We start from the raw sequence: 22173 nt of genomic DNA on the forward strand, positions 1-22173 counted from the left end.
CCTTGATGAGGATGGCCTTTATGTGCGTTCTGACAATAAAATGGAGAAAAAGATTGTTATTTCGACAAATTAAGTGTAAATTTCAGATTAAAGACCTAATCTAATAGGATTATAGTCCTATCGAAATAGACATTAGTTGAAATGGGTATTTTGGCTTAGCATCATAGATTATTCCTTACTGAGTGGGGGGTATAGCGTTTTGGATGTCGATAACAAAGAGACGACTTTACGGACGTTAATGAGAATAGGGCCCATTCCGCTTCATTCTTTTTTCTCTATTGCATTGGAATTAGTAGAGTTGGTTAGTCAGCATCATCGTAATGGGATCCTTTACGAGCCTCTCAGCCCCGACCATTTATTTATTCACTATCAAGGTGAGCGGCCGATGCTAAGGCTTGTCAGCTCGCCCTCATGCAATCAGACCGAAAAGGAGGGAAATGATAACGAGCAAGAAGAGCTCAATCGAGCATTTGCCTACATATCACCGGAGCAAACGGGTCGCATGAAGCGGAAGATTGATGAACGCAGCAACTTGTATACCCTAGGCATTCTCTTCTATGAGCTGTTAGTCGAAGAAACGCCGTTAAAGGCCAAATCCGTGAATGAGTGGATTCATGCCCACATGGCCCTGCTGCCAATTCCCCCGCACTCCTTGAAGTCCGAAGTGCCGCGTATGCTGAGCGATCTCGTAATGAAGCTATTATCCAAAGCGGCAGATGATCGGTATTTCAGTGTCTACGGTCTCCGTTATGACCTGCAGAAATGCGCGAATCAGTATAGAGAGAGTGGCAGCATTGCGCCATTTGCTTTAGGAGTAATAGACGAACGAAGTCGATTTCAATTGCCGACTCAGCTATACGGCAGAGAAGAGGATCTGCAGGGACTGCTTCAATCCTATGAGCGTGTCTCCGCGGGATCTATGGAATTTCTCTTAATTGGCGGCCATGCAGGCAGCGGCAAAACTTCGTTAGTGAAAGCCATTCAAACGCCTATTATGCAGAACAAGGGGCACTTTATCTCTGGGAAATTTGATCAGCTCAATCACTCACTCCCCTATTCCTCTCTTATTGTTGCCTTTCGCGATCTCATTGGCCAGATTATAGCGGAAAGTGAAGAACGGTTCTCTTTATGGAAAACGAAGATTTTAACTGCCTTAGGGCAAAGCGGAAGTGTGCTCATTGAAGTGATTTCCGAGCTGGCCCTCATTATTGGCGAACAACCCCCCGTCGAAGATTTACCGCCGGCCGAATCAACGATTCGCTTTCAAACGTTATTTTGCAACTTTATTCAACTATTCGCAGATCAACATCACCCGCTGGTAATCTGGCTGGATAACTTGCAATGGGCCTATGCTGCCTCACTTCATTTACTTCGCGTTTTGTTGAACGACCCAACTAATAAACATTTGCTCATTATTGGCACTTATCGAAACAATGAAATTCATGAGGGACACCCGGTTTTGGAAATATTATTCGGGCAGTCGCCTAAGAAGGATCCCTCTATACACTGCATGAATCTGAAGTCGCTCGGATATTCGAGTGTCATTGACTATGTTGCGGATACGTTGCATACGGATCCGGTGCGAGTTAAGCCGCTGGCGGAAGCGCTTTATCAGAAGACGGGAGGGAATCCCTTTTATATAAAGCAAATGCTGCATCGCGGTTATGAGGACAAGTTGTTATATTTTAATGCGGACCAAGCTTGCTGGGACTGGGATATCGAGCTCATTAAAGAACGGAAAGGCTTCGAAGATGTCATTAGTTTGATTATGAGTCGCTTCAATGCGCTGCCCCCGGATACCCGTAAGTTGTTGCATTTAGCAAGCTGTATCGGCAACGCTTTCGACATCAAACGATTATCCATGTTATGCGAACAAGAGGTTGAAGAGACGGAACAAGTATTGCAGGCTGCATTAAGTGAAGGTTTCGTATGGTGTGAAGGAGATCGCTATATTTTCTTGCATGATCAGCTGCGGAGTGCAGCCTATGAACTTATGCTGGAAGAGGAGAAGAAGCAGGTTCATTTGAAAATCGGGCATTTCATGCTGAGTTGCTTTCAATTGGAAGCGATAGCGATGGATGATCTTCTCTTCGAGATGGTGCATCATCTGAATCGGGGCAGCGAGCTCATAACAGAACCGTCGGAGATTGAGTTGTTGGCTAGTCTGAATTTACAAGCGGGTAAGAGAGCCAAAGCTTCTGCTGCGTATGAGCAGGCGTTGGAGCTGTTGGAGATAGGCGTTCAATTGATTGGGAGCAAGGGTTGGTCTACACACTTTGACCTCTATTCCAATTTGTTGCTTGAGAGCTCAGAGTGCCAGTATTTCTGCGGTTATTTCGACCAGGCCGAGTGTAGGCTGGAGCAGCTTCTCATTCATGTCGTGAATTTGGCGGATCGGGCCAAAATCTATATTATCCAGATTACGATGTACGCTTTCCTGAAGCGGGAAAGGAAATCGGCCGAAATTGCCTTGAGGGCAATGGCGGAATTCGGGTTAGTTGTACCGTCCAAAGCCTCGAAGCTGGCGATTATTTCCGAAATTGCGCTCACCCAGCTAAGTCTGGCTAGGGAAGGCGACAATATAAAACAGCTGTCGAAGAGCAAAGATCCTTTGCACAAAGCTTTAGCTGATATCGTCATGGCTTCATCGCCGATCTTGTTTATTACGAATGAACAATTAGCGGTTATTCTGTTCGCCAAGTATGTAAGAATGGCATTGGATCAGAGAAACTCAGAAGCGCTGGCGATAGCGCTCGGCTCTTATGCGATTACGTTATGCTTCGGCTTGAAAAGCTTTAAAGCTTCCTTGCGCCTGGTTGAAATTGCGCTCCGCTACTCCGAGAAAATGGACAGTGTTGTCTTAAAAGGGAAAATTCATTTCATGGTGGGGATGATTCTACAATTCCTGCGGCCTCAATTGTCGGATCGTCACTTTGAGCATGCGGCTCAATTCAGCTTGGAGGTAGGGGATCTCAATTACGCAGGCTACGCCATATCTTCGAGGATTATTACGGATACCGGCAATTTGCGCCGTTTGAGCCGAATGTGCAAACAATATGAGCTAACCGCGAATCGAATGCTTGATGCGATGTCCGTGAGGGTGATTGATTTAACCAATCAATATGTACGCCTTCTGCAATCTGTGACAGATGCTCCGAATGTGAAAATTCAATTTGAGTATTTCGATAATAGCCGGCTCTTACAGGAAACAGAAATGAACAATGCGTACAAATCCTATATAGTTTATAACGCGACATGCAAGCTTGAAGTGTATTACCTGTATGGCTATTATGCAGAGGCTTTGGCAGCTGCCGAAGAAACGAGGGAATATGAGGGAAGCAAGACATTGTCGTTCGATCAAAGGAACTGCTTCTACCATGCGCTGACCTTAACCGCGCTCTACCCGAATGCTTCCGATGCTTTAAGACGAAGCTATCGCAAACGACTAAATCGGTATCTGGCTCAGATGAAAAAGTGGACAAGGATCGCTCCGGAAAACACACTAAGCAAGTATTGGATCATATTGGCCGAGTCAGCTCGATTAAACGGCAAGCATACAAAGGCGGCAAAGTTGTATGACCAAGCCATAGAACTGGCGCATGTAACCGGTTGTTCGCAGGATGAAGCGATTGCTCTTGATTTGGCCGGCCAATTTCACCTCTCGTTGAATCATCCCCATACCGCAGAAACCTACCTTCGGAATGCGTGCAAAGCGTATTGCAAATGGGGGGCCAGAGGTAAGGTTGCCTTCATGCAGGAACGGTATCCTGCGCTAAAGTCGCTCACTTTCTTCGAAGAAGAGGATAGCGAAGATTGCGATCACATCGCCGAGTTGGGAAAAACAGAACCCGACAGCAAGCTCGCACAGGGCTTGGATAAGGTGATGGATATGGATACGATTCGGCAGGCTTCCAGAATCGTATCCAAAGGCGCGGCAGAAACGAAATTGCTGGAGGGTTTCCTCCGGCTAGCCATTCATAATGCAGGCGCCGAGAAGGGCATCATCTTATTAGGCGGTCTCGGTAAACAGGATATCGTTGCGGAGAGCGATATGAACCGATGCGGTGATCGATGCACAGAGCCTGCTGCCTCTTATTCCGCTGCAGTGGTGCAATATGTCATGAGAACGAAGGAATCCATCGTACTCGCAGATGCGTGCCAAAGTATTTTCGCAAGTGATCCCTATATCCATCGGAAACGACCGAAATCCATCTTGTGCATGCCTATTCGCTATCCGGATCATCGAGAAGGTATCCTGTACCTGGAAAACAATTTAATGGCAGATGTATTTACGATCGAACGCTTCGAAGTATTGGAAATGGCATTCTCGCAGATGGCTTATATGCAGCTCTGGCAATTACGAGAGCCTGCCGGTGAAGCAACCAAAGCGGTCGAAGTGAAACTGGCAGCCTCGCTGATTGAGTCGCTTTCAATTCGCGAGCTGGATGTGCTGCGTCTCATGGCAGATGGTTTATCGAACAAAGAGATTGCCGCAGGACTTGCCATTACAGAAGGCACGGTCAAAATTCATGCCTTCAATATTTATGGCAAGCTGCAGGTTAATCGGAGAGTACAAGCCATTTCCAAAGCGAGAGAGCTGCAGCTATTGGGCTAAACGGTAACCCATCCACTCCAACTTATTGCTGCTCAAGCAGCTCTCCGCGAATAATCGGGATTTCTTTGGGCGCATCAATGGTTAAACGTAACAACCCATCATCACTCTTAATAACAGAAACAATAATATTTTCATTGATGACAATGGATTGTCCGGGTTTTCTTCCGACGACCAGCATAAAACTCGCCCCTTTATGTAGATGGAATTGGTTATAGGATGATCATAAACCGAGCTGGCCGGAATGTGATCTGACGAAAGTTATAGCGGCCATAAGTTTAGGGAAATAGCGATATAACCAAAGTTATAGTGGCCGATAAAACAAAGAAAGAAGGGAACTCTAGCTGTGCTAGAGTTCCCTTCTTTCTAGTGAAGATTAACGGAGCAATTGCAGTACGCCTTGTGGTTGTTGGTTAGCCTGTGCCAGCATCGCTTGAGCAGCTTGGGAAAGGATGTTGTTCTTTGTGAACTCCATCATTTCTTTCGCCATATCTACATCGCGGATACGGGATTCAGCAGCCGTCAGGTTCTCGGAAGAAGTACCGAGGTTGTTGATTGTGTGCTCAAGTCTGTTTTGGTAAGCACCCAGCTTGGAGCGGGCTGTGGATACAGAGCTGATTGCATCGTCAAGAACGGAAATCGCTGCGGAAGCTTTGGAAGCTGTGCTCAGATCAAGCGAATACTCCGTGCTGGATTCGTTTGTAACGGAAGCTTTAGCCGTGAATGCAGCTACTTTACCGTTAGAAGCAGTAATCGTCGAGTTAGCGGCAGTTCCTGTTACTTTCAGAGCTTTGGAACGCATGTCGGCAATTTCAACAGCCAATGTTTGACCGCTGTTCGAACCGATTTGCATGGACAACGAGTTATCCACTACATCATCCTCAAGCTTGAATGTAGTATTGGTGGAGTTCGCCAATGTAGCAGCATTCGTAGTCAGTGAAACGCCGTTATCGAACGCAATCGTATCGCCGGCTTTACCTTTTTGAGTGTCGTACGTTGTTGTTCCGCCATCGTTAGTCAATTCGAATGTATATTCTGTAACGTTGGCATTAACACCGAAGAAGATGCTTCCGTTACCGGAAAGATCCGCGCCGTCATACTCCAATTTAACATCGCGGCCCAGGTCAATAACCGTGTTGTTAGCTGCTGCAGCGCTCAAGGAGTATTTCGCGCCATCAACTGCAGTACCGTCAGCTTTTTGAAGCTCAGCAGTGTAGCCCGATGCTGTTTCAACATCGAAGGATACCGTATAGCTTGCACCGGAAGCTTTACCTTGAAGAGCAGTAGTGCTGAGGTCAATCAGCGCGCCTGATCCGCCGAAGGAGAGGTTCGTCAGTGCATTTGGCGAGCTAGCCAGTTGAAGCTCATTAACAACAGAGCTTGTACCGATTTGGTTGCCGGAAACCGTTTCTTTCAGGCTAACGGTGTATTGGCTTTGAACCGTAGTGGACAATGTGTTGCCCGATACGAAGGAAGCGCCTGTCGAAGTCAGCGTAAGGTCTGTACCGCCGCCATCGAGATCAAATGTAAGATCACCTGTCGTGTTGGAAGCGATTGTTGCTGTTGCGCTGTTAGCGCCTTGAGTAACTTTAACTTGATCCAATGCAGCGCCGGAAGCAAGGCCGATTACTTGACCGTTATAAGTACCGTTATCATTAACAGCATCAGCAAGGTTCAAACCACCAATAATGGCATCAACATCAACATCGAATTGAACGCCGGCAACTTGAAGTGTTTTTGCACCATCGCCAGCTGCTCCGGAAATCGTAACTGTGCTAGTGTTAGTGCCGTCGCTAAACGTAAATGTAATATCTGCAGTGGCGTCACCACCATCGACTACGCCGATTGTCAACGTATTAGCAGTACCGTTGTTAATAAGTGCTGCTTGTGCAGAAGTTGCATTGGAAGCCATCGTGAAGTTGGAGATTACGCCAGCGGATTTAAGCGTACCAGCACCGTTATCCGTAACTTTCGTAGCATCGATTGTTCTCGAGGTTTCGATTGTGTACGTACCGGAATCCGTAGCATTAGCCGTACCGGATTTAATATCCAATCCGCTTCCGATGGAAGAGTAGATTTGGCTCTTAGCAACAGTAAGCGTGTGGTTCACATCATTCAACGAAGAATTGCTCTCCAGCGTGATTGCTGTGTTGCCGCTAGCCGTGTTCAGGATTGCACCAGTATCTGTAGCTGCGCCATCCAGTTGTTTCGTGCTCTCAGCAGTAATCGCGATTTTGTATGCGCCGCCTGCCAGATCAACGGTGTCGCCGGCTGTTACGGAAGCATCTGTAACGTTGGAGAGAATGGTTGATTCGATTTGCGCTACTGTGTCGGAAGTAACCTTGACATCGAATACACCTGTAGGAGCGGTTGATTTAGGATCAACTGTAATTGAAGTAATACCTGTTCCGAGTGTAGTTGTAGCTCCACCGGTAAGTTTTCTGCCATCACCGGTAATCGCAACATCGCCGTTCAAGATTTTTCTTGTATTGAACTCCGTTGTGTTACCGATACGGTTGATCTCGGAAGAAAGTTGGTTAACTTCCTCTTGGATCGCATCGCGGTCCGTTCCCGAGTTCGTGTCATTGGCAGATTGCGTTGCCAATTCACGCATACGTTGAAGGATTGCATGAGTTTCGCTTAGCGCGCCTTCAGCTGTTTGAATCAAGGAAATACCATCTTGAGCATTGCGAGTCGCTTGATCCAAACCACGGATTTGACCGCGCATTTTCTCGGAGATCGCAAGACCGGCTGCGTCATCGCCTGCACGGTTAATACGTAGGCCGGACGAAAGCTTCTCCAGGTTCTTGGACGAGTTCACACCGTTAGCTCCCAATTGACGGGAAGTGTTAAGTGCCGCAAGGTTGTGATTAATTCTCATTGTTCATTACCTCCATGTGGTTGTGTTAAGAATGCCATCCATTTGCATTCTTGTGAGACAATAAAGATGTGCTTCCAATTCGCTGCCGGGTCGCGCGCTGATCCTGCCAATGAATTGTCTGCCTCTTCCCTATCCTCCCTGATTTGAACCACTCGTCCTTAAGTGGAAGGTCATGCATTACTTACTGTTTCTGTTGTTTCGCAAGTTTCTCGTCAACCAGTTCTCCGCGAACGATTGAAATATGTTTAGGTGCATCAATGGCTAAACGCAAGTGCCCCTCATCGCTCTTGACTACTTTCACCATAATGTTGTTGTCGATCATGATGTATTCCCCTGGTTTTCTCCCTAGTACGAGCATGCACTTCTCTCCTTAGAAGTTAGTAGAAAAAAAAGATGAGCAAATACGTCGATGCCCATCTTCATCCTGAAGACTGACAATCGACTTATTTGCTCATCCATAAGTCTTATGATGTTCTGCATTAAACCTAGCGAAGACTGGGCAAACATGATCAGACAGCAAAAGGACGAGTAAATAGGCGGGCAGCTATTCGGATCTTCTCCGGAATAACTACCATGCTTATTCACTCGTCCATGAGTGTAATATGAGATGCTTTACCCAATATATCGACAGCATTTTATTTTTTATTAGCGTTTTTTGATGAAATTCGAAAAAAATTTAGGGACCCTAGGGAGCCTTAATATGCGTTTATTGCAAAAGCTTATGAATGCTATAAAATCATCTGTCTTGTTACTATTGGCCGCACATGATACGTTAAAGGAATCAAGGTAAGAAATCGTACCCGAATGAACGGAATAATTCATCACTCATACGAGAGCGAGGTGTGTAGGGAACATGTTTCAAGTAACAAACAGTCCTTTTCAACAGGATCAAGTGGATTTGCTTAATCGATTAATGCCTACACTGACAGAGGGGCAGAAGATTTGGCTGAGCGGTTATCTATCGGCGATATCGGTCACTGCGGTATCGGCGTCGACGACGACATTGCAAGCTCCGGCCCAGGCTGCGAGTGCACCGGCGATTTCCAAAGAGGTAACCGTGCTCTACGGATCACAAACAGGGAACAGCCACAAGCTGGCCAAGAAATTGTCCGGCAAACTGCAGGATCAAGGCTTTCAGGTGACGCAAGCTTCCATGATTGATTTTAAAGCGAACACGCTTAAGAAGGTGCAAAATCTCTTCATCCTCGTTAGCACGCACGGAGAAGGAGATCCGCCGGACAATGCGATTTCGTTCTATGAGTTTCTGCACAGCAAGCGAGCGCCTCAATTAGAAGGATTGCCGTTCTCGGTGCTTGCTCTGGGCGACACGTCCTATGAATTCTTCTGCAAAACAGGCAGAGACTTCGATCAGCGGCTGGAGGAGCTAGGCGGCAAGAGAATTGCGCCACGCGTGGACTGTGACGTTGATTTCGACGAAGCGGCGAACCAATGGATTGAGAGCGTTCTCGCTTCGCTGGGGCAGGCTTCAGCAACTGTTCAGGTGCCTGCGGCCGCTTCCGCTGCCTTGGAAGGAGCGGTTTCGGACTATTCAAGGTCGAACCCGTTTCAAGCTGCCGTGCTGGAGAATTTAAACTTAAACGGACGCGGATCGGACCGGGAGACCCGCCATCTGGAGATCTCTCTTGAAGATTCCGGCATCCACTACGAACCGGGCGACAGCTTAGGCGTATATCCGCACAATCATCCGAGACTTGTCGATGAACTGATTGCTGCTATGGGATGGTCACCGGATGATCTTATTACACTTCCTAAGATTAATGAGGAGCGCTCAATAAGAGAGGCTCTGACTAGCTATTATGAAATTACCGTGCTGACGAAGCCGCTGCTCGAACAAATCGTTGCACTTACGCCCGGAACCGGCCTGGAAGAGCTTCTGGCCGCCGGTCAGGAACAAGAGCTGAAAGCATACATGAAAGGACGCGATCTGCTCGACCTGGTACAGGATTATGATCTGGAAGGCGTGCCGGCGGTTAGCTTCCTGGCGCTGCTAAGACGCATCCCGCCGAGACTTTACTCTATCGCCAGCAGCTCGAAGGCTTATCCGGATGAAGTGCATTTGACCATCCGCAAGGTACATTACACCGCTTCCGGCCGAGTGCGGTATGGCGTGTGCTCGACCTATGTGTCAGAGCGCCTTGAGCCGGGGCAGTCCGTATCGGTATTTGTTCAGGACAATCCGAACTTCAAGCTGCCATCCAATTCGGAAACCCCGATTATTATGATTGGACCGGGCACAGGCGTCGCGCCTTTCCGTGCATTCCTAGGTGAACGCGAGGAGAATGGCGCAGCGGGCAAGACTTGGTTGTTCTATGGGGATCAGCATTTCGCATCGGACTTCCTCTATCAAGTGGAATGGCAGCGTTGGCTGAAGGAAGGCGTGCTAACGCGCATGGACGTTGCATTCTCACGGGATACTGCAGAGAAGGTCTACGTGCAGCACCGCATGCTGGAGAAAAGCAAAGAGCTGTATCAGTGGTTGGAAGAAGGGGCTGCCGTCTACATCTGCGGAGACGAGAAGAAGATGGCGCATGACGTGCAAGCGGCATTAATCACCATCCTGAAGCAGGAAGGCTCCCTCAGCCAAGAAGAAGCGGAAGCGTACCTGATGAAGATGCAGCAGGATAAACGTTATCAACGGGACGTCTACTAATCAGGGAGATCCAAGAGAGCGAGGGAGGCAGAGACATGTCGGATAATAATCTACTATCAGCAAACAGTGCGCCGCATAGCGACGTGGAAGATATTAAACGCAGAAGCGATTATCTGCGGGGAACGTTAGAGGATACGCTGCAGGATCGGATTACAGGTTCTATTTCCGAGGATGATAACCGATTAATGAAGTTTCACGGCAGCTACATGCAGGATGACCGTGATGTGCGCAATGAGCGGAACAAGCAGAAGCTTGAACCTGCCTATCAGTTTATGGTTCGCGTACGGGCTGCAGGCGGTATCGTAACCCCGGAGCAATGGCTCATGATGGACCGAATTGCACAGCGTCATGCCAATGGCACGATTCGTTTAACGACGCGGCAGTCCTTCCAACTTCACGGTGTTATTAAGTGGAATATGAAATCCGTCATCCAGGAAGTAAATGAAGAGCTGCTAAGCACACTGGCTGCATGCGGCGATGTAAACCGTAATGTCATGTGCAACCCGAATCCGTATCAATCCGAGGTTCATGAGCAAGTACAAGAATGGGCGCAGAAGGTGAGCAGTCATCTGGATCCGCATACTCGCGCTTATCATGAGCTTTGGCTGAATGAAGAGAAAGTGGTCGACAGCCGTGACGGCGTGGAGCAGGAGCCGATTTACGGACCGGTTTACTTGCCGCGGAAGTTCAAGATCGGTATAGCCGTCCCGCCGGCTAACGAAGTGGACGTCTTCTCGCAAGATCTGGGCTATATCGCCATTCACGAAAATGGCCGCTTATTGGGCTTCAACGTAGCGGTTGGCGGCGGTATGGGAATGTCGCACGGCGATCCGAAGACATATCCGCAGGTGGCACGGGTAATCGGCTTTATTAAACCGGAGCAAGCGGTCGATCTCGCGGAGAAAACGGTTATGATCCAGCGGGACTACGGCGACCGTGCAGTGCGTAAGCATGCTCGCTTCAAGTATACGATCGATGACCGCGGCATTGAGTGGTTCGTCGATGAGCTGCAGCAACGACTGGGCTGGAAGCTGGAAGAAGCGCGCTCGTATCATTTTGACCATAATGGGGATCGTTACGGCTGGGTCAAGGGAAGCAACAACAAGTGGCATTATACGTTGTTCATTCAGAATGGCCGCGTGAAGGACGAGGACGGCTATCAGCTGATGACTTGCCTGCGCGAGATCGCCAAGATTCATACAGGGGATTTCCGCCTTACGCCTAACCAGAATTTGATTATCGGCAACGTATCGAGTCAGAAGAAGAAGAAACTGGAGCAGCTTATTGAAACCTACGGGCTTACGGATGGGGCTGAGTATTCTGCACTGCGCCGAAACGCGATGGCCTGCGTAGCGCTGCCAACCTGTGGTCTGGCTATGGCGGAGTCGGAGCGTTATATGCCTTCCCTGCTGGATAAGCTTGAATTGATACTGGATGAAGCGGGACTGCGCGAAGAGGAAATCGTCATTCGCATGACCGGTTGTCCGAACGGCTGCGCGCGCCCTGCATTGGCAGAAATCTCGTTCATCGGTAAAGCACCGGGCAAGTACAACATGTACTTGGGCGGCGGGCATTCCGGTAACCGACTTAACAAGCTATATCGCGAGAATATCGGCGAAACGGAAATTCTGAATGAGCTGAAACCGATATTGCTCCATTATGCGAAAGAACGGAATGAAGGCGAGCATTTCGGCGACTTCTGTATTCGCGGCGAATATGTAAAAGAAGTGGTTTCGGGTCTGGATTTCCACGCTTAATACCATTGATTCATTAATAGTGCCTGACGGTCGCCATGTGCGACCGTTTTTTGTTAAAATCACTTTTACATTGAATGTTGAAGAGGGATTTGTCTGTTTTTGTCGAATGTGTTTATTCTATTCATGATCAGCGTGATATCGGAGATAGAATTATGGGACAACTAGGAGCCAGTGACAACCAATGACCCCGTTTATTCGTGATTTGATCGTAAACACCTCGATTCTTTTTGTATTTACTTTTGTGTCCGGACAGCTGTTTACCAGGTTAGGAAAAGTGCGAAAGCCTTCATGGCGGTATCAGGTGCATGTTGGCGTATTACATGGTGCATTTGGCATCATTCTGATCTTCTCAGGCATTCATTTGCAATCCAATGTCGTGCTTGATGTGCGTAATATCGCTATATTTATGTCCGCACTCTATGGGGGCCCCATTGCAGTAACCGTCACCAGCGCGATTACGGTACTGTTCCGAACGATAGAAGACCCTTCCGCGTTCATGGTGGTGTTCACGGTGGCCGCATGTATATCCGTCGGAAGTGCGATCATCGCCGCCAAGGTGCGCTCTTACGTGCTCAAATGGACCGTCTTCCTGATTTATTTGGAAGTCTTCTTTTTTATCGACTTCTATGTCGTGTTTGACCTTCCGTTCCTGCCAAGAGTGGCTCCTTACCTGCTGATTAACTTGCTTAGCGGCATATTGGCCGCGTATCTGCTTCATTACTTCCGGCGCAATCGCAGCTTGAACCATAGAATCAAAGAAATGCAGCAAGAGCTGCATGGTATTCTAAGGCTGCAATCCGGATTTACGTTCAAAATCACCAATGAATCCGGTACTTATAGGTTTACTTTGGCTGAGGGTCAGCTGCTTGAAGAGATGGGAATGACCCCGGAGGACTTTGTTGGAAAACCGCTTCAAGAGGTGTCCCTATTTGCTTTCTTGCAGCGTAATCTTACGGCTGTGGCGATCACCGAGAAATTGACCTGCGAAGCAGTGGTGTCGGCATTCCATCTCTTAATTACCGTTTGTCCTGTTATGGAAGAGGGGACCGTAAGGGAATGGATCGGTTCGGTTATAGATATCACGGAGCGTAAACGAGCGGAGCAGCAGGTTACGGAGAAGGAAGAGCGGTATCGTACGCTCGTAGAGAACTCGCAGGATTTTATTCTGAGCTTTCGTCCGGACGGTACCATTGCTTCGGTGAATCAGAAGATGTGCGAGGAGCTGCAGCTGCAGCGGGATCAGATCGTCGGGCACAAACTGACGGATATCTTGTTGGACGGGTATCTGGAAGAATGGGAGCGGAGCTTCCAACAAGCAATTGAGGAGCGGAAGACGCAAGAGCTTGAGGTGCGGCAGGTACAGCTGAAGCAGAACAAGATATACAGCCTTACGCTTTCGCCGTATTATGATTATTTTCAAGAGGTTAAAGGGGTTACCGTGACCATTCACGATAATACGGAGCTCTACCAACGGAAAGCGGCCGATGAATCGAATCAAGCCAAGAGCCATTTTCTAGCCACGATGAGCCATGAAATTCGTACGCCGCTTAGCGGCATTATTGGGTTAAACGGCTTACTGATGAAGACGGACCTTACCCCGATTCAGCAAAATTATGTATCCAGAATGGGCTCTGCCTCCGATGCGCTGATGGTCATTATTAACGATATCTTGGACTTTTCCAAAATCGAAGCAGGCAAAATCGAACTGGAGCGCATTCCGATTTCCCTTCACGGCTTCCTGGATAAATTGATGCACATGACGTCATTAATGGTCGAAGGCAAGCCGATTACGCGTATATTCGATGTCTCTGAGGATTGCCCGGACCGCATCATGGGAGATCCGCTCCGATTAGAGCAGGTCATGCTCAATCTATGCGGCAATGCGAGTAAATTTACGGATCGCGGCTTCATTCGCGTTGCGGTCGAAGTCGAGACGACGGCGTCCAAATCGAATAAGATGCTGCGGTTCTCTGTTCAAGATACGGGAATTGGCATTTCCGAAGCGCAGCTCCCGCTGCTATTCCGATCCTTCACGCAGGCCGACAGCTCGACCAGCCGCAAATACGGCGGTACCGGACTTGGTCTTGCCATCTGCAAGCTGCTGGTGGAGACGATGGGCGGTCAGCTTGAAGTGATCAGCGAGCAAGGGAAGGGGAGCACGTTCTCGTTCGTGGTACCGCTGGAGGAGCTTGCGCCGGACAGAGATGATCTTACAGCGCTATCCGGTATTGCTGCGGCGATGGCTGCCGAGAATGTTGAGGAACAAGGGGATCAGCCGGATAGGCAGCTTAAAGGGCGTATTCTGCTCGTTGAGGATAATGAAATCAATCAAATCATAGCGAGAGAAATACTGACAGGGAGCCATTATGATATTGAAGTAGCGAGCAATGGCTACGAGGCTCTCCGGGTGCTGGAGCAATCCGAACCCGGTCAGTGGGATGCCATTCTTATGGACATCCATATGCCGGAGATGGATGGCTGCGAGGCCACCAGGCATATCCGGGCCAATCCACGATTCAGGCATTTACCGATTATCGCTTTAACGGCGGACGTGTTCTCGGATAATCATGAGCTGTACTATCAGGCAGGCATTGATGATATTACGACGAAGCCCTTTATCAAGGCGCAATTGCTGGCCGCGCTGGACAAATGGCTTCGCAAATAATAGGAAAGGCGGCGCAAGGGAGGCCTTGCTGCCGCCTTTTTCATTAGGGCTGAGCTAGATATATCGGCGAATCGTATCCGCAAGCTGGTCGGCAACATAGCTTGCGCCGGAAGCCAGGTGATTGCGGTCGAAGCGAAGCTTGACGTAACGCTCGTCGGTGTCAAAGGCTTCGGAGAACAAGCCGGATAGGCCGCGCGCCTTGCGATCGATCTGCAGCAGCAAATCAACCCCGTCCGCATCGGGATAAAACACGATTTCCAGCTCATCAAGCTGGCCTCGGAACTCCGAGGTGGGAATGAATTCGAATTCTTGCACGAAGGACAGTCCCGCAATTCTGCCGTATTGTGGCGCGTATTGGCAGGTGACTTCGCGAATGCGGAAGCCGAGCTGGCGAACGGCATCCAGTACAACCGCGGAATACGGGTGAGGATTCACTTGAAGCTGATCCCGATCCTTGGGGTCAATGGCTTCCTTGATTTCCAGCCCCGTTTGAATCCATACCGGCGTTCTGCCCATCGTAACCGGCGTATTTACCGGCAGCTGGAAGGATACGGGAAACTCATAGACTTGCTCAGCTTCAACCGTAAACTTGCCGGCGAGTAGAAATTTGGCTATGGGAGCTTCTTCCTCTATCTTCGTATCATTATGTTCCTTAACATATCGTGTCATAACGAAGGCGTAGACGTCATCGACCTGCTGAGCTACACGGCCGCCTTGAATCCGGACAACGCCGCTAAGAGTATCCCCTGCCTGCACCTCATCCTCGTGAAGCATGAGATCGACTTGCGCTGCACCGATTCCGACGCTTGCCAGCATGCGTTTAAACATAGACATTGTGATAGAACGCCTCCTTATAATTGTACGTATTCAATGATCTGATACGACGAGAGGACAACGGAGGTTTCATAGGCGGACTCTTTTTTGCGAGTGAAGGCTGGCCGATAAAAATATAGATGTGCCTTTAGTTGAATTTGGTTGTTTTGTATTGAATTTACTTGGCGGAATGAGTATGCTTAAAGAGAACTACATAGCATATTTATACAGGGGGATTAATGAACTATGGGAGTCATTAAGCGGGTCGTCATTATCGGTTGGGATGGAGCCGGGAATTTCGTGCAAGCTGCTTCAACACCTCATTTAGATCGCTTGATCAGCAGGGGAGCTGTTTCATTCGATGCGCAAACGGCTTCGCCTACGATCAGCGCAGAATGCTGGGGGGCGCTGATGCATGGCGTGAGCCCCGATAAACATGGATTAACGAACTCGAAGGCCGAGAAGCAGCTATTCCCTGAAGATTCGCCTTATCCTTCCATTTTCCGAATCGCCCGCGAAGCAGACACGAGTGTCAAGCTTGCCTCGTTCAGCGCATGGGAGCCTATCAACTATGGCATTATTGAACCGAATATCGGCGTACACAAGGTATCAATGCCCGATCGAGAGATTGCCTTGGCAACGGCTGACTATATTAGTAACCATTCTGATTTCCAGCTGCTGTACGTTCACTTGGATTTACCGGATATAGCCGGTCATAAGCATGGCTACAATACGCCCGAACAGCTGCGCAGCATCGAAGAAACGGATACCAATACAGGCGTCATCCTGGATGCGCTTGAGCAAGCGAATGCGCTGAACGACAGTCTCATCATCGTCGTATCCGATCATGGCGGCGGCGGGGAAGTCGATACCGACCACGGCAGCGACCATCCGCTGGACAAAACGATTTTCTGGGTAGCGGCCGGCCCGGGCATTGAGCCTGGAACAACCATTTCGGAGCCGATTGTCATTACGGACACGGCTGCGGTTGTCGCCCATGCACTGGGACTTGCAGCACCTGTATCATGGGAAGCGAAGCTGCCGCGGCATCTATTCGGCACGGCTGGGGTAGAATAGCATGCTGGTATTCGCTGTTTTCCTAGTGCTGTTCTCCGGACTTACACACGCCGTATGGAATTTGTTTGCCAAACGAAGCTTGAACAAGGCGGCTTTCTTATGGATTATCCTTATTCCAACGACAATCTTCCTGATTCCGCTCGTTGTAAGCAAGCTGATAAGCAAAGCGCTGCCATGGCAGGCATATGTGCTTATTCTCATCACGATGCTGATCCAAGGCTGCTACGCCTTTATGCTGACCAAAGCCTATGATCTTGGGGATTTGTCGCAAATGTATCCCATCATGAGAGGGACGTCAACACTGCTCGTACCGACGATCGGCGTTGCTTTTCTTGGCGAATCGTTGTCTGTATGGGGTTGGTTTGGCATCCTCTGCATGATCGTCAGTTTCTTCATCATCAGTGATTGGTCGTTTCGAAGGAGCAAGAGAGCGCGGTCATCTAAGCCCATTCTCGTTGCGTTTGGGGTGGGGTTATGTACAACCTGCTATGTATTCGTGGACAAATTGACGCTCGACTATTTATCGCCGCCTGAACTGCTTTGTCTGGGCAATCTGGGTTTCCTGCTGGCCTTGACACCGGCTGTGCTGCGTTCAGGAAAGTGGAAGGTCGAGCTGAAGGCGAATTGGAGAGTCATCCTTATGGGCGCCGTGCTTTCGCCGGGTTCGTACTTGTTATTCTTATTTGCGATGAATCTGGCGCCAATGGCTCACATTTCTCCGGTTCGGGAGATTGGTACGGTCTTCGCAACCTTGCTTGGCATCATGGTGCTGAAAGAGCAGCAGGGGATGAAACGAATTGCATCCTCCGCTACGATTGCGACCGCGATTGTGGTCATCAGCCTATTCGGTTAGGCTAAGGCGTGATCCAACGCAGGGGATGTTTGGCGAGTGCCTCGTCCCAATCCGTCGGCGGCGCTTGGTTGCATAGGATAAACGTTACATCCTCCAGATCGCCGAGCTTATAGGGAAAGCGATGCCCGAGTTTCGTATAATCCGCGGCTACAATGACCTCAGTAGCATGGGAGATCGCCTTGCGGGATACGGCGGACTTGCTGTCGTCCAAGCTGGTAAGACCGGCTTCGGCGTGGATGCCATCAACGGAAATGAATGCTTTATCGATATAATAATGGCCAAGAGCCGTTTCAGTCATGGAGCCTGCGCAGCGGGCATGCAAAGCGCTGATCTCCCCGCCGAGAAACAAGATTCGGCCATCGAAGCGACCTTGATTCTGCTGTTCCATCAATAGGGTAGCAGCGGGAAACGAATGGGTCAGCACCGTTAAGCCGGTTTGCGTCAAATGCGGAATGACGGTCAGCAGCGTCGTTCCTTCATCGAGAAAGATCACTTCACCATCACGAATGAGGCCGGCCGCTTGCCGGCCTATTTGATTTTTCTCCTCGCGCTTGAGCGTGATTCGCTCCAAATAAGGCGATTCCTCAAAGATGACGGAAGGCTTAACAGCGCCGCCGTAGACCTTCTTCAGCTTAGCTTGTCCTTCGAGTTCATCCAAATATCTGCGCACCGTTTCCTTCGACACGTCGAATAGCTGCACCAATTCAGTTGAAGATACATTACCGTTCAGCTCAAGCAGATCCAGTATTTTCTGTTTGCGTTCTTCGCCGATTAAGGACATCTAAGACACCTCCAGCATGTGCTCTACTAAGTGTCATTTTAGCAGAAAAACCGGCAGGACGTTCTCCTGTATTTCCAAATCCGACGCGATTCGTTAAAATAGTCGAAAAGGGGAGATGTAAGCGTGACACAAACGACGACAGATACAATAAAAATCATGACATTCAACACATGGCTGGGCGGCGAGGCCGTTCATGACGGCGTAAACAAAATCGCCCGGGCCGTAGAGCTGTCCGGTGCGGATATCGTAGGGTTTCAGGAAACGCCGGATCCCGGCAAAGCAGTGGCGGAGAAGCTGGGCTGGCATTATTACCAGAACCAAGAAGGCCGGGCAAACTGCAGCGTTATTAGTAAATATCCCATCATCGAAGCCGTCCATGTCGATGGCATGAGCGCGGTCCTTACTCACATTCAGCTGCCCTCCGGACAAGTCGTTCTCATTGCCGATGCCCATTTATATTATGATCCTTACGGTCCGTATTGGGCTTTGTTCGATCATAAACCCGTAGACGAGATTGTGGCCATGGAGCAAGAGGCCCGCGGTAGAGAGCTTGAGCTGGTTCTGCGTGACCTTGCCCCTCATCTGGCATCGGATATGCCGCTGTTCCTCATGGGCGATTTCAACGCGCCATCCCATCTCGATTGGGGCGATGATACGAAGTCGCTGCATGAAGGGTATGTCGTACGATGGCCGGTAAGCGCAATGGCGGAAGAGGCGGGGCTTCTGGATTCTTACCGCATGGTGCACCCCGATCCGGCAGCGATGCCCGGTCTTACATGGTCGACGGTCCATACGCCGGAGCATCCCTGGGGAGATAACCCGTTTGAGCCGCAGGACCGCATTGATTTTATCTACTATCATGGTTCCCGCGTGACGGTTGTGAACGCCGAAGTGTTTGTCGTTGGCGAGCCGAAGGGGTTCGGCAGCCATGAGGATAATGAATGGCCGTCCGATCATGCGGCGGTTGTGTCGACCTTCCAAATCGCAACGGCGTAAGATGATATTAAGGAATCGTTCAGATTCCGAGTGGAGTGCATAGGGAATGGGAACGCCTTATTCGGCTATTCTAACGTTGATGGTTACGGCCGGCGTCATTAATGTCATTATGGGGATTTACATCTTAACGAATCGTGCGAAGCAGTCGATGTCGAAGACCTTTGTCGCGCACTGCTTGCTGTCTGCCGTTTATATATTCGGCTCCGCGCTGGAGCTGTCTGCCGGATCACTGGAAGAGATCACATTCTGGATTAAGGTGGAATACATCGGGATGCCGTTTCTGCCTCCCATCAATCTGCTGCTCATTATGTATTTTCTCGGCATGGAGCGTTATTTGAAGCCCACTTTGCGCGCGGGATTGTTCATCATGCCGCTTGTGACCGTTGCGCTCGTGATGTCGAACGAAATGCATCATCTGTATTATCGGTCCATCACGATTAGGCCGGAACTAGGTTTCTTGAAGGTCGATCTGAACGCGGGACCTTGGTACATCATCCAAGGCGCATATACGTTTGGCTGCATGTTCGGCGGCGTTGCGCTGCTGCTGCTGTATTGGGGCCGCATGAAGTCGGCTTACAGGCTTCAGCACATTACGATGCTGGTCGGGCTGCTGCTGCCGCTTGCGGGTGATTTTGCATACCTCGGTAATTTGACGCCGCAGGGGATTGACCCGATTCCGGTTATTATGGCCGGCACCTCTGCGCTGTATATGTGGGCACTCGCTTCGCGCGGATTGATGAACGTGGCGCCGATTGCGCGGGATAATCTGTTCGAGAGCATGAGCGATGGCGTACTCGTGCTGGATATGAACAATCGGCTGGTCGATTACAACCCGGCCGCCGCGCAGGTGATGCCGGAGTTATCGACGTATTCGCTTGGGCGATCGATCGAGCCATTATGGCGCCAGCATACGGACAGTACCCTCATTGAGGAAACGGACTCGCAGAGCACGCAAGAAACGTTGTGGGAGAAGGATGGCCAATCCTACTACTACGATATTCGGGCATCCGTCGTCAGGAAGAAGGGCGGTCAGGAAACGGGCAAGCTGATTGTGCTCATCGATGTTTCCGAACGCGTGCGGCTGCAGCAGCGATTGCATGAGCTGGCTTTTCACGATGGCCTTACGGGGATCTATAATCGGACGCATTTCTTGCAGCTGAGCGAGAAGCTGCTGGCGGAATCGTTATTGAACGGAGAGCCGCTTGCGCTGCTGTTATTCGATATCGACCACTTTAAACGGATTAATGACACTTATGGACATGATGTCGGTGACCGTGCACTCCTTCACGTAGTCGGTGTATGCCGCAATGTGCTGCGCGCGGAAGATGTGCTTGCTCGTTATGGCGGCGAGGAATTCGTTGTGATGATGCCGGGTTTATCGCTTGAGGAAGCGGAAGCTGAGGCGCACCGGATTCGGAATGAGCTTGTCAGTCAGCCAATGGCGTTATCGGCAGCGCCGAAGGGATTCTTAGCGGTAACGGCGAGTTTTGGCGTTGCTGTGGTGAGCGGTGAAGCTGGAACGGACGACTGGCATGATATGAAGCAGCTGCTGAAGGCTGCGGATCGTGCCTTGTATGAGGCCAAGCATGCGGGGCGGAATACGGTGCGTGTTGCGAACCGGACTGTCTTGGTGTAGAGAGAATGTAGAGCAGAGAGAGAGCCGCCGTATAGGTGGCTTTTTTGCTGTCCGCATCTTCACAGATCGTTGCGAATTGCTGTGATTGTAATCACATCGACTTCGGGAGGCGGCCTTGTATACTTGGATTATTCCAAGTGACGAAAGCGAGGAACTGACCATGCTAAGCAAGCAAACAATCGATATTATCAAATCAACCGTACCGGTATTAGAGGTCCATGGCACGACGATTACAAAGCGATTCTATCAGCTGCTGTTTACCGCTCATCCCGAGCTGCTTCATATGTTCAATCATGCCAATCAAACCAAGGGCAGGCAGCAGACGGCACTGGCCAATGCGGTGTATGCGGCTGCGCTTCACATCGATAAGCTGGAGATGATTCTGCCGGCAGTGAAGCAAATCGCCCACAAACATCGCAGCCTTGGCGTCAAAGCAGAGCATTATCCCATTGTCGGCCAAATGCTGCTGACAGCGATCAAGGAAGTGCTGGGTGATGCGGCAACGGAAGAGATATTAGGCGCCTGGGCGGAAGCCTATGGGATCATCGCGAATGTCTTTATCGAAACGGAAGCCGAAATGTACAAACAGGCGGAGCAGCAAAATGGCGGTTGGGCGGACTATAGGGCATTTCGCGTGGCGAGGAAGGTGCAAGAGAGTGAGGTCATTACATCCTTCTATCTGGTACCGGAGGATGGAGGCGCACTTCCTGCTTTCGAGCCGGGGCAGTATGTGAGCGTTAAGGTGCATATTCCCGGGGAGACTTACACGCATATTCGACAGTACAGCTTATCCGGTGGTCCGGGTAAATCGTATTACCGCATTTCGGTCAAACGCGAAGACGAATTCCCGAACAGACCCGGAGGGAAGGTATCGAGATACTTGCATGAGCAGATCAACCAAGCGGACGTACTGTGGCTGTCGGCACCTGCGGGCCACTTCACGTTAGATCGCATGGATACAAGGCCGGTTGTCTTGATAAGCGGCGGCGTCGGTTTAACGCCTCTAGTGAGTATGCTATCCACCTTGACAGAAAGCCATTCGGATCGTCCGGTTACGTTCATCCATGCCGCGCAAAATGCCTCTGTGCATGCGTTGCGAACCGAAGTAGAAGAGCTGGCTTCACGCGCATCGCAGGTATCGTTGTACTGGTGTTACGACAAACCAACCGAAGACGACCGGGCCGCGCAAGCTTTTCATAAAGAAGGTTATATCGACCTGCCGTGGCTCCAAGACGTCGTGCCGACGAAGGATGCGAGCTTCTACTTCTGCGGTCCGGAGCCGTTTATGAGAATGGTGTTTGGCCTCTTGAAGGAGTGGGGAGTCGCCCCGGAGGATATTCATTATGAGTTCTTCGGACCTAGCGGCAGCTTAGAGGCTGCACCGGAAACGACGGCGCAGCCGCAGGAAACGGCTGCTGCGCAAGGATAACG

The 22173-nt window shown here is 50.0% G+C and carries 14 protein-coding genes; 9 read left to right on the plus strand and 5 right to left on the minus strand.

Translation table 11 applies throughout. The annotated features are described in order from the left end of the window. The first annotated feature begins 199 nt into the window (after positions 1 to 199). The gene (locus BM412_RS26740) at positions 200 to 4615 is read left to right on the plus strand and encodes an AAA family ATPase (protein ID WP_091224760.1); all 4416 of its coding nucleotides are present in this window, start codon (positions 200 to 202) and stop codon (positions 4613 to 4615) included. Between the two features lie 22 nt (positions 4616 to 4637). On the opposite strand, the gene BM412_RS26745 is transcribed toward BM412_RS26740, so the two are convergent. The 3 genes from BM412_RS26745 to BM412_RS26755 all read right to left on the minus strand — a co-directional run bounded on the left by BM412_RS26745 (position 4638) and on the right by BM412_RS26755 (position 7851). Then, entirely contained in the window at positions 4638 to 4793 is a 156-nt protein-coding gene (locus BM412_RS26745) for a carbon storage regulator (RefSeq protein WP_091224761.1), read from the minus strand. A gap of 195 nt (positions 4794 to 4988) precedes the next feature. Then, entirely contained in the window at positions 4989 to 7493 is a 2505-nt protein-coding gene (locus tag BM412_RS32795; protein WP_091224762.1) for a flagellin N-terminal helical domain-containing protein, read from the minus strand. Between the two features lie 181 nt (positions 7494 to 7674). Next, positions 7675 to 7851 carry a carbon storage regulator gene (locus tag BM412_RS26755; RefSeq protein ID WP_091224763.1) on the minus strand — a complete coding sequence of 59 codons (177 nt, stop codon included), beginning with the start codon at positions 7849 to 7851 and terminating at the stop codon, positions 7675 to 7677. A 495-nt stretch (positions 7852 to 8346) separates the two neighbouring features. On the opposite strand from BM412_RS26755, the gene BM412_RS26760 reads away from it, so the two are divergent. From BM412_RS26760 to BM412_RS26770, 3 genes are all read left to right on the plus strand, one after another. Continuing rightward, positions 8347 to 10164 carry an assimilatory sulfite reductase (NADPH) flavoprotein subunit gene (locus BM412_RS26760; protein WP_091224764.1) on the plus strand — a complete coding sequence of 606 codons (1818 nt, stop codon included), beginning with the start codon at positions 8347 to 8349 and terminating at the stop codon, positions 10162 to 10164. 35 nt (positions 10165 to 10199) lie between these two features. Continuing rightward, complete coding sequence (gene cysI / locus BM412_RS26765) at positions 10200 to 11921, plus strand: assimilatory sulfite reductase (NADPH) hemoprotein subunit (RefSeq protein WP_091224765.1); 1722 nt, start codon at positions 10200 to 10202, stop codon at positions 11919 to 11921. A 181-nt stretch (positions 11922 to 12102) separates the two neighbouring features. Next, complete coding sequence (locus BM412_RS26770; protein WP_091224766.1) at positions 12103 to 14586, plus strand: ATP-binding protein; 2484 nt, start codon at positions 12103 to 12105, stop codon at positions 14584 to 14586. A 54-nt stretch (positions 14587 to 14640) separates the two neighbouring features. Here the strand turns inward: BM412_RS26770 and BM412_RS26775 are convergent, their stop codons facing one another. Then, entirely contained in the window at positions 14641 to 15420 is a 780-nt protein-coding gene (locus BM412_RS26775) for a sporulation protein (protein ID WP_091224767.1), read from the minus strand. 225 nt (positions 15421 to 15645) lie between these two features. Between BM412_RS26775 and BM412_RS26780 the strand changes: the two genes are divergently transcribed. Together BM412_RS26780 and BM412_RS26785 are read left to right on the plus strand one after the other, a co-directional pair. Beyond that, the gene (locus BM412_RS26780) at positions 15646 to 16476 is read left to right on the plus strand and encodes an alkaline phosphatase family protein (RefSeq protein ID WP_091224768.1); all 831 of its coding nucleotides are present in this window, start codon (positions 15646 to 15648) and stop codon (positions 16474 to 16476) included. A gap of 1 nt (position 16477) precedes the next feature. Next, a complete protein-coding gene (locus tag BM412_RS26785) occupies positions 16478 to 17329 on the plus strand; it encodes a DMT family transporter (RefSeq protein ID WP_091224769.1) in 852 nt (283 codons plus the stop codon). A gap of 1 nt (position 17330) precedes the next feature. Here BM412_RS26785 and BM412_RS26790 read toward each other — a convergent pair whose 3' ends face one another. Next, positions 17331 to 18110: a DeoR/GlpR family DNA-binding transcription regulator gene (locus BM412_RS26790; RefSeq protein ID WP_091224770.1), complete on the minus strand. Its 780-nt coding sequence runs from the start codon at positions 18108 to 18110 to the stop codon at positions 17331 to 17333. A gap of 123 nt (positions 18111 to 18233) precedes the next feature. Here BM412_RS26790 and BM412_RS26795 point away from each other — a divergent pair, with 123 nt between their 5' ends. The 3 genes from BM412_RS26795 to hmpA all read left to right on the plus strand — a co-directional run bounded on the left by BM412_RS26795 (position 18234) and on the right by hmpA (position 22171). Continuing rightward, a complete protein-coding gene (locus BM412_RS26795; RefSeq protein ID WP_091224771.1) occupies positions 18234 to 19106 on the plus strand; it encodes an endonuclease/exonuclease/phosphatase family protein in 873 nt (290 codons plus the stop codon). Between the two features lie 46 nt (positions 19107 to 19152). Continuing rightward, positions 19153 to 20742, plus strand: coding sequence for a histidine kinase N-terminal 7TM domain-containing diguanylate cyclase (locus BM412_RS26800; protein ID WP_091224772.1), 1590 nt, complete (start codon positions 19153 to 19155; stop codon positions 20740 to 20742). A gap of 160 nt (positions 20743 to 20902) precedes the next feature. Continuing rightward, positions 20903 to 22171 carry an NO-inducible flavohemoprotein gene (hmpA, locus tag BM412_RS26805; protein WP_091225070.1) on the plus strand — a complete coding sequence of 423 codons (1269 nt, stop codon included), beginning with the start codon at positions 20903 to 20905 and terminating at the stop codon, positions 22169 to 22171. The last annotated feature ends 2 nt before the right edge of the window (positions 22172 to 22173 follow it).

Source organism: Paenibacillus sp. BC26, assembly GCF_900116125.1.
Taxonomy (GTDB): domain Bacteria; phylum Bacillota; class Bacilli; order Paenibacillales; family Paenibacillaceae; genus Paenibacillus_Z; species Paenibacillus_Z lignilyticus.

Coding starts and splice junctions, on each gene's coding strand:
- BM412_RS26745 (WP_091224761.1), bottom strand. CDS start 4,793: ATGCTGGTCGTCGGAAGAAAACCCGGACAATCCATTGTCATCAATGAA.
- BM412_RS32795 (WP_091224762.1), bottom strand. CDS start 7,493: ATGAGAATTAATCACAACCTTGCGGCACTTAACACTTCCCGTCAATTG.
- BM412_RS26755 (WP_091224763.1), bottom strand. CDS start 7,851: ATGCTCGTACTAGGGAGAAAACCAGGGGAATACATCATGATCGACAAC.
- BM412_RS26760 (WP_091224764.1), top strand. CDS start 8,347: ATGTTTCAAGTAACAAACAGTCCTTTTCAACAGGATCAAGTGGATTTG.
- cysI (WP_091224765.1), top strand. CDS start 10,200: ATGTCGGATAATAATCTACTATCAGCAAACAGTGCGCCGCATAGCGAC.
- BM412_RS26770 (WP_091224766.1), top strand. CDS start 12,103: ATGACCCCGTTTATTCGTGATTTGATCGTAAACACCTCGATTCTTTTT.
- BM412_RS26775 (WP_091224767.1), bottom strand. CDS start 15,420: ATGTCTATGTTTAAACGCATGCTGGCAAGCGTCGGAATCGGTGCAGCG.
- BM412_RS26780 (WP_091224768.1), top strand. CDS start 15,646: ATGGGAGTCATTAAGCGGGTCGTCATTATCGGTTGGGATGGAGCCGGG.
- BM412_RS26785 (WP_091224769.1), top strand. CDS start 16,478: ATGCTGGTATTCGCTGTTTTCCTAGTGCTGTTCTCCGGACTTACACAC.
- BM412_RS26790 (WP_091224770.1), bottom strand. CDS start 18,110: ATGTCCTTAATCGGCGAAGAACGCAAACAGAAAATACTGGATCTGCTT.
- BM412_RS26800 (WP_091224772.1), top strand. CDS start 19,153: ATGGGAACGCCTTATTCGGCTATTCTAACGTTGATGGTTACGGCCGGC.
- hmpA (WP_091225070.1), top strand. CDS start 20,903: ATGCTAAGCAAGCAAACAATCGATATTATCAAATCAACCGTACCGGTA.